An 8,352-nucleotide genomic window follows, 5' to 3' on the forward strand; every position below is an offset into this window, starting at 1 on the left:
AAACGTTTCGCTAGTGGAGCAGAATATGAAAAAAGGTACGGTTCTTAACGCTGATATTTCCTCGGTTATCTCCCGCCTCGGGCATACCGATACGCTGGTCGTGTGCGATGCCGGTCTGCCGATCCCGCGCGATACCCAGCGTATTGATATGGCGCTGACACAGGGGGTTCCCTCCTTTATGCAGGTGCTGGAAGTTGTTACGGCGGAAATGCAGGTGGAATCGGCGATCCTCGCGGCGGAAATCGAAATGCATAATCCGCAGCTTCACGCAGCGGTGCTGAAACATCTGGAAGCGTTGCAGCAGCGCCAGGGAAATACCATTGCGGTTCATTACACCACTCACGAACAGTTCAAACAGCAAACCGCCGACAGTCAGGCAATAGTTCGCAGCGGAGAGTGCTCTGCGTTTGCGAATATCATTCTCTGTGCTGGCGTCACCTTCTGAGGCCATCATGGACGCATTACTTCAACTCAAAGGCATCGACAAAGCGTTCCCGGGCGTAAAGGCGCTCTCCGGCGCTTCTCTGAACGTCTATGCCGGGCGCGTGATGGCGCTGGTGGGCGAAAACGGCGCCGGTAAATCGACGATGATGAAAGTGCTGACCGGTATCTACCAGAAAGATGCCGGTTCGCTGCGCTGGCTGGGGGAGGAAACCGTCTTCAACGGCCCTAAATCCTCCCAGGAAGCCGGGATCGGCATTATCCACCAGGAGCTGAACCTGATCCCGCAGCTCACCATTGCCGAAAACATCTTCCTCGGCCGCGAATTCGTCAACCGCTTCGGCAAAATCGACTGGAAAACCATGTACGCCGAGTCCGACAAGCTGCTGGCCAGACTGAATCTGCGCTTTAAGAGCGACAGGCTGGTGGGGGATTTGTCGATTGGCGACCAGCAGATGGTTGAAATTGCCAAGGTGCTGAGCTTTGAGTCGAAGGTCATCATCATGGATGAGCCAACGGACGCCTTGACCGACACTGAAACTGAATCCCTGTTTCGGGTGATCCGCGAGCTGAAAGCCCAGGGGCGCGGCATCGTTTATATCTCGCACCGTATGAAAGAGATTTTTGAAATCTGCGATGATGTGACGGTTTTTCGCGACGGGCAGTTTATCGCGGAGCGCGAAGTCTCCTCGCTCACCGAAGATTCGCTGATTGAGATGATGGTCGGGCGCAAGCTTGAAGATCAGTATCCGCATCTCGACAAAGCGCCGGGTGATGTCCTGCTGAAAGTGGACAATCTCTGCGGGCCGGGCGTGGAAAACGTCAGCTTTACCTTGCGTAAAGGGGAAATCCTCGGCGTCGCCGGGCTGATGGGCGCCGGGCGAACCGAGTTAATGAAGGTGCTGTACGGCGCGCTGCCGCGCAGCAGCGGTTACGTCACGCTTGACGGGCGGGAAGTGGTTGCGAAAACCCCGCAGGACGGCCTGGCGAACGGCATCGTCTACATCTCCGAAGACCGCAAGCGCGACGGGCTGGTGCTCGGCATGTCGGTGAAAGAGAACATGTCCCTCACCGCGCTGCGCTACTTCAGCCGCACCGGCGGTAGCGTAAAGCATAAAGAAGAAGCGCTGGCGGTCAGCGATTTTATTCGTCTGTTCAATGTTAAGACGCCTTCAATGGAGCAGGCAATCGGCCTGCTGTCCGGCGGCAATCAGCAGAAAGTGGCCATTGCCCGCGGGCTGATGACCCGGCCTAAAGTGCTGATCCTCGACGAACCGACCCGCGGCGTGGACGTGGGCGCTAAAAAAGAGATTTACCAGCTTATCAACAAATTTAAAGCCGACGGCCTGAGCATTATCCTCGTCTCCTCCGAGATGCCGGAAGTGCTGGGCATGAGCGATCGCATCATGGTGATGCACGAAGGGCATCTCGGCGGGGAATTCACGCGCGAGCAGGCCACTCAGGAAGTATTGATGGCTGCCGCTGTGGGCAAGCTTAATCGTGTGAATCAGGAGTAACAAAGATGACTACCCAGGCCGTTTCCGGGCGCCGCTACTTCACCAAAGCGTGGCTGATGGAGCAAAAATCGCTGATTGCGCTGCTGGTGCTGATCGCCATCGTGTCGACGCTCAGCCCGAACTTTTTCACGGTTAACAACCTGTTCAACATCCTGCAGCAGACCTCCGTTAACGCCATTATGGCGGTAGGCATGACGCTGGTTATTCTGACATCGGGGATCGACCTGTCCGTCGGTTCGCTGCTAGCGCTGACCGGCGCGGTCGCTGCATCAATCGTAGGATTTGAGGTCAACGCTCTGGTGGCGGTTGCTGCAGCCCTGGCGCTGGGCGCCGCGATTGGTGCCGTCACCGGTGTTATCGTCGCCAAAGGCCGGGTACAGGCGTTCATCGCCACGCTGGTGATGATGCTGCTGCTGCGCGGGGTGACGATGGTGTACACCAACGGCAGTCCGATGAGCACCGGTTTTACCGATAACGCGGACGTGTTTGGCTGGTTTGGCATCGGCCGCCCGCTGGGCATCCCGACGCCGGTATGGATTATGGGCATTGTGTTCCTCGCGGCGTGGTACATGCTGCACCACACTCGCCTGGGCCGCTACATCTACGCGCTGGGCGGCAATGAAGCCGCTACCCGCCTGTCGGGCATCAGCGTCGATAAAGTGAAGATTATCGTCTACTCGCTGTGCGGGCTGCTGGCCTCTCTGGCGGGAATTATTGAAGTTGCCCGCCTCTCCTCTGCCCAGCCAACGGCCGGCACCGGCTACGAGCTGGACGCTATCGCCGCAGTGGTGCTCGGCGGCACCAGCCTTGCGGGCGGTAAAGGTCGCATTGTTGGGACGCTGATCGGCGCATTAATTCTCGGTTTCCTTAATAATGGTTTGAATTTGTTAGGTGTTTCTTCCTACTACCAGATGATCGTTAAGGCGGTAGTCATACTGCTGGCGGTGCTGGTAGACAACAAAAAACAGTAATAACTGACCCAAACAGGACCTCTCAGATATGAACATGAAAAAACTGGCTACCCTGATTTCTGCCGTGGCGCTTAGCGCGACCGTAAGCGCCAACGCGATGGCGAAAGACACTATTGCGCTGGTAGTTTCCACCCTCAATAACCCGTTCTTTGTTTCCCTGAAAGACGGCGCGCAGAAAGAGGCCGACAAACTGGGCTACAACCTGGTGGTGCTGGATTCCCAGAATAACCCGGCGAAAGAGCTGGCCAACGTTCAGGATCTGACCGTACGCGGTGCGAAAGTGATGCTGATTAACCCAACCGATTCGGATGCGGTGGGTAACGCCGTTAAGATGGCGAACCAGGCAAAAATCCCGGTGATCACCCTCGATCGCCAGGCGTCCAAAGGCGACGTGGTGAGCCATATCGCGTCTGATAACGTACTGGGCGGCAAAATCGCCGGTGACTACATCGCCAAAAAAGTGGGCGAGAGCGCGAAAGTGATTGAGCTGCAGGGTATTGCCGGGACTTCCGCCGCCCGCGAGCGCGGCGAAGGCTTCCAGCAGGCAGTGGCCGCGCATAAATTTAACGTCCTCGCCAGCCAGCCGGCGGACTTTGACCGCACTAAGGGCCTGAACGTCATGCAGAACCTGCTGACCGCGCATCCGGACGTGCAGGCCGTATTCGCCCAGAACGACGAAATGGCGCTCGGCGCCCTGCGCGCGCTGCAGACTGCCGGTAAATCTGACGTGATGGTTGTCGGTTTTGACGGCACGCCGGATGGCGAAAAGGCAGTAAATGATGGCAAACTGGCAGCGACTGTTGCACAGCTGCCGGCGCAAATCGGCGTTCAGGGCGTCGAAGTGGCTGACAAGCTGCTGAAAGGTGAGAAGGTTCAGGCCAAATATCCTGTTGACCTGAAGCTGGTCATCAAGCAATAAGTCATCGCCGATTCAGGCCGGAAAGAGCCTGAGGGGACAACGTAAAAGAAAAGTGTGGCACGCGCCACCGGGATCCCGGTGGCGCCCTTTATCGGACTTTAAGACATGAAAACCGCAGGAAAACTCGTCGTCCTTGGCAGCATCAATGCCGATCACATTCTCAACCTTGAAAATTTCCCGCGTCCGGGTGAAACCGTCACCGGCAGCCAGTATCAGGTGGCTTTCGGCGGCAAAGGCGCGAACCAGGCGGTCGCCGCCGGGCGCAGCGGCGCGAATATCGCCTTTATCGCCTGTACCGGCGATGACGATACCGGCGAGCGCGTGCGTAAGCAGCTGGCGAGCGACAATATTGATATTGTGCCGGTCAGCGAGATTGCCGGGGAATCCACCGGCGTTGCGCTGATATTCGTGAATGACGAAGGGGAGAATGTTATCGGTATTCACGCCGGGGCTAACGCCGCGCTCTCGATTGAGCTGGTGGAGGCGCAGGCCGCACGTATCGCGGAGGCCAGCGCCCTGCTGATGCAGCTGGAATCGCCCCTTGAGAGCGTGCTGGCAGCGGCAAAAATCGCGCATCAAAATAACACCACCGTTGCGCTGAACCCGGCGCCGGCCAGGGAGCTCTCTGATGAACTGCTGGCGCTGGTGGACATTATTACGCCTAACGAAACGGAAGCCGAAAAGCTGACCGGGATCCGTATTGAAAGCGACGACGATGCGGCAAAAGCGGCGCAGGCGCTGCATGACAAAGGTATTGCGACGGTAATTATCACCCTCGGCAGCCGCGGCGTGTGGGCCAGCCAGAGCGGTAAAGGCCAGCGTGTGCCGGGCTTTCGCGTTCAGGCCGTTGATACTATTGCTGCAGGTGACACGTTCAACGGCGCGCTGATGACGGCGCTGCTGGAAGAGAAAACCCTGCCGGAGGCGATCCGCTTTGCCCACGCGGCGGCGGCGATTGCCGTTACCCGCAAAGGCGCGCAGCCTTCCGTCCCCTGGCGCAAAGAGATTGACGACTTTCTCCATCAGCAGGGGTAATACTTGGCTACCATGAAGGATGTTGCCCGCCTGGCGGGCGTTTCCACCTCAACGGTTTCTCACGTTATCAATAAAGACCGCTTTGTCAGCGAAGCGATCACGCTCAAGGTGGATGAGGCCATTAAAAGCCTTAACTATGCACCCTCCGCGCTGGCGCGCAGCCTTAAGCTGAATCAGACCCACACTATCGGCATGCTGATCACTGCCAGTACCAATCCGTTTTATTCGGAGCTGGTGCGCGGCGTGGAGCGCAGCTGCTTCGAGCGCGGATACAGTCTGGTGTTGTGTAATACCGAAGGGGACGAGCAGCGGATGAACCGCAATCTCGAAACCCTGATGCAAAAGCGCGTCGACGGTCTGCTGCTGCTGTGTACCGAAACGCACCAGCCGTCGCAGCAAATAATGCAGCGCTACCCCTCTATTCCGACGGTGATGATGGACTGGGCGCCTTTCGACGGCGACAGCGACCTGATTCAGGATAACTCCCTGCTCGGCGGTGATATGGCTACCCAATACCTGATTGATAAAGGCTACCGGCGGATTGCCTGCATCGCCGGGCCGCTGGATAAAACTCCTTCCCGGCTGCGGCTGGAGGGCTACCAGCTGGCGATGGCGCGGGCGGGTATTGCGGTGGAAGACGGTTTTATCATCACCAGCGATTTTGAGTTCAGCGGCGGGCTGAAGGCGATGCTGGCGCTGCTGGCGCTGCCCGCGCTGCCGCAGGCGGTTTTTGTCGGTAACGATGCGATGGCGGTAGGCGTCTATCAGGCGCTATACCAGGCGGGCCTGCGGGTTCCGCAGGATATCGCGGTTGTGGGTTATGACGACATCGAACTGGCGCGCTACATGACGCCGCCGTTAACCACTGTTCATCAGCCAAAAGATGAGCTGGGAGAGCTGGCCATTGACGTGCTGATACACCGCATGGCCAATCCTGCTCAGGCCCAGCAGCGGGTACAGCTGACGCCTGAATTAATTGTTCGCGGCTCGGCTTAGCGCTTTTTGTGCCGCTCCTTGATCATGTTGCGGCCGTCTTTATTCTTCAGCAGCATAAACATCAGCGCCGACACGATAGTTATTCCACCCATCGTTATAAAGGTGTAGTGGAACTGCTCGATGGTGTTGGTGCTGTCGAACCCTTCATAGAAACGCAGCACTGCGGCGCTCACCGCAACTCCAAGACTTATTGATAGCTGCTGAGTGACTGCCAGCATGCTGTTGCCGCTGCTGGCAGTTTCATCCGTCAGATCGGCAAGGGTAATCGTATTCATCGACGTAAACTGCGTGGACATTGCCATTCCCAGCAGGAACAGGGGCAGGATCAGCATCCACACCGGCATTGTTGGCGACTGCAGTGAAAACTGGGCAATCATCAGGCCGATAATCACGGTGATGCCGACCAGCGTCCGGCGATAGCCGAACCAGCGCAGCACCTGGGTGACGGTCGATTTTGCGATGATGGATCCGACGGCGGTGGGTGCCATCATGCAGCCGGCAATCAGCGCCGGATAGCCAAATCCCACCTGCAGCATCAGCGGCATCAGAAACGGTACGCAGCCGGTGCCCAGGCGGGTTGCCAGATTACCGGCAATGCCCACGGAAAAGGTTCGCGTTTTAAACAGCGGCAGCGCAATCAGCGGCGTTGGATGGCGGCGGGCATGGCGGATATAGGCCAGCAGCAGCAGCAGGCTGAAAACAATCACCCCGAGCGCTATCCACGTTGAAACAATCTTTTCACCAAACAGCTCAATACCGCTGGAAAACAGTACGAGGCTCAGACCGAACAGCAAAAAACCTGTCATATCGAAGCTGCGCCGCGGCGTGGTGAAGTTAGGCATATATTTGCGGGCGTACAGCAGGCCGATAATGCCTATTGGGATATTGATCAGGAAAATCCAGTGCCAGCTGGCCCAGGTAACCAGCACGCCGCCCAGTAACGGGCCCAGAATGGGCCCCACCAGTCCCGGCATGGTTACGAAATTGAGAACCGGCAGCAGTTCGCTGCGGGGATAGGCGCGCAGCAGCGCCAGGCGGGCGACCGGCATCATCATCGCCCCGCCGATTCCCTGAATAATGCGGAATGTCACCAGCTCCGGCAGAGAAGAGGAAAGCGCACAGGCCAGAGAGCCCAGCGTAAACAGGCTCACGGCGGTCATAAATACCCGACGGGTGCCGAAGCGATCCGCCAGCCAGCCGCTCACGGGAATAAGCATCGCCACCGTCAGGGTATAGCTGATAATTGCCGACTGCATCGCCAGAGGAGAGTGGTTAAGACTTTGGGCGATGGCGGGGAGCGCGGTGTTTAAGATTGTGGCATCGAGAGCCTGCATGAAGAAGGCCATTGCTGCTATCCACGGCAGTCCGGCCATACTGTGCGCTTTCTTTATCATCTATGCGGTCGCCTGCGCGTTAGGGGCATTCAAAAGGGCCAGGCTAGCCTCGGAGGCGCGCCTGGCGTCGCTGGCCTGGATAGCATCAACAATCGCCTGATGCAGATCGAGTTTGATAACCTCATTATTGGTGATGGCAGAGAAGTAGGTCTGGTACACCGAATTAAAGAGCGAGGCGAAAGAGGTCAGAAACGGATTGCCGCTCATCATATAGATGTGCTCGTGCCAGGCCATATCGACATCAATCCAGCGCTGGCGATCGAAGTGGGTCTTCAGGTAAATCATCTCTTCCATCAGCGTATTAAGACGGATTTTCTGCTCAACGCTGCCATTAACGGCAGCCAGCATGCAGGCCTGCGGTTCGAGGCTGCTGCGCATGATAAGGAAATGATCGACCACTTCGTTAAAGTTACTTTCCGTCATCCACCAGGAGAGCAGCTCCTTATCAAGAAAATTCCAGCTGCTTTTCGGCATGACGCGGGTGCCAATGCGCGGTCGCGGCAAAACCATACCTTTTGCGGTGAGGGTTTTTACTGCTTCGCGGACGGCGGTGCGGCTTACGCCAAACTGCTGGCCAAGCTCAATCTCTCCCGGAAGGATGCTTTCAGGCGGATAGTCGCCGGTCAGGATTTTCTGTGCGAGCTTTTCAGCAAGTACCCAGGAGATGTTTTTTTGCGCGGCCAACTGTTGTGCACTTAATGGCATAGGTGTGATTCCTGTCTTCTCATTACCTGTCTAGTATGCCATTCAGGTACCTAAACCGGTGTCAAAAACGGCATTTAGCGCAAAAAATGGCACTTTTACCGCGGTTTCGATGAAAAATAGTGCGAACAGTAAAATAATTCAAATTTATGCTTGTCACTTCCGGATAACTCCCTATAATGCGCCACCACTGACACGGAACAACGGCTTACAGGCCGCCGGGTTAGCGGGGTTTCTCCGGAAACGCCGGCAGAGAAAAGCGAAAATAAACGCTTGACTCTGAAAGAGGAAAGCGTAATATACGCCACCTCGCGACAGAGCGCTAAAGCGCGTCGCACTGCTCTTTAACAATTTATCAGACAATCTGTGTGGGCACT

General features: G+C 56.9%; 8 protein-coding genes. 6 read left to right on the top strand and 2 right to left on the bottom strand.

Features of this window, described 5'->3' with window-relative positions; translation table 11 throughout:
• Nucleotides 1–25 precede the first annotated feature (25 nt).
• From rbsD to rbsR, 6 genes are all read left to right on the top strand, one after another.
• A complete protein-coding gene (rbsD, locus tag QZ766_RS04800; protein WP_297198034.1) occupies nt 26–445 on the top strand; it encodes a D-ribose pyranase in 420 nt (139 codons plus the stop codon).
• A 7-nt stretch (nt 446–452) separates the two neighbouring features.
• Nucleotides 453–1,958, top strand: a complete 1,506-nt coding sequence (rbsA, locus tag QZ766_RS04805; protein ID WP_297198037.1) for a ribose ABC transporter ATP-binding protein RbsA — start codon at nt 453–455, stop codon at nt 1,956–1,958.
• Nucleotides 1,959–1,963: 5 nt separating this feature from the next.
• Nucleotides 1,964–2,929 carry a ribose ABC transporter permease gene (gene rbsC / locus QZ766_RS04810; RefSeq protein ID WP_297198040.1) on the top strand — a complete coding sequence of 322 codons (966 nt, stop codon included), beginning with the start codon at nt 1,964–1,966 and terminating at the stop codon, nt 2,927–2,929.
• Between the two features lie 28 nt (nt 2,930–2,957).
• Nucleotides 2,958–3,848 (top strand): ribose ABC transporter substrate-binding protein RbsB, encoded by an 891-nt coding sequence (rbsB, locus tag QZ766_RS04815; RefSeq protein WP_297198043.1) that lies wholly within the window; start codon nt 2,958–2,960, stop codon nt 3,846–3,848.
• Between the two features lie 105 nt (nt 3,849–3,953).
• Nucleotides 3,954–4,883 (top strand): ribokinase, encoded by a 930-nt coding sequence (gene rbsK / locus QZ766_RS04820; RefSeq protein ID WP_297198046.1) that lies wholly within the window; start codon nt 3,954–3,956, stop codon nt 4,881–4,883.
• Between the two features lie 3 nt (nt 4,884–4,886).
• Nucleotides 4,887–5,879: a ribose operon transcriptional repressor RbsR gene (rbsR, locus tag QZ766_RS04825; RefSeq protein WP_297198049.1), complete on the top strand. Its 993-nt coding sequence runs from the start codon at nt 4,887–4,889 to the stop codon at nt 5,877–5,879.
• Here rbsR and mdtD read toward each other — a convergent pair.
• Both mdtD and QZ766_RS04835 read right to left on the bottom strand, forming a co-directional pair.
• Entirely contained in the window at nt 5,876–7,273 is a 1,398-nt protein-coding gene (gene mdtD, locus QZ766_RS04830; RefSeq protein WP_297198052.1) for a multidrug transporter subunit MdtD, read from the bottom strand. The genes rbsR and mdtD overlap by 4 nt on opposite strands.
• Nucleotides 7,274–7,978, bottom strand: coding sequence for a FadR/GntR family transcriptional regulator (locus tag QZ766_RS04835; RefSeq protein WP_297198056.1), 705 nt, complete (start codon nt 7,976–7,978; stop codon nt 7,274–7,276).
• Nucleotides 7,979–8,352: the final 374 nt, after the last annotated feature.

It is taken from the genome of uncultured Pluralibacter sp., assembly GCF_913775985.1.
Classification (GTDB): Bacteria; Pseudomonadota; Gammaproteobacteria; order Enterobacterales; family Enterobacteriaceae; genus Pluralibacter.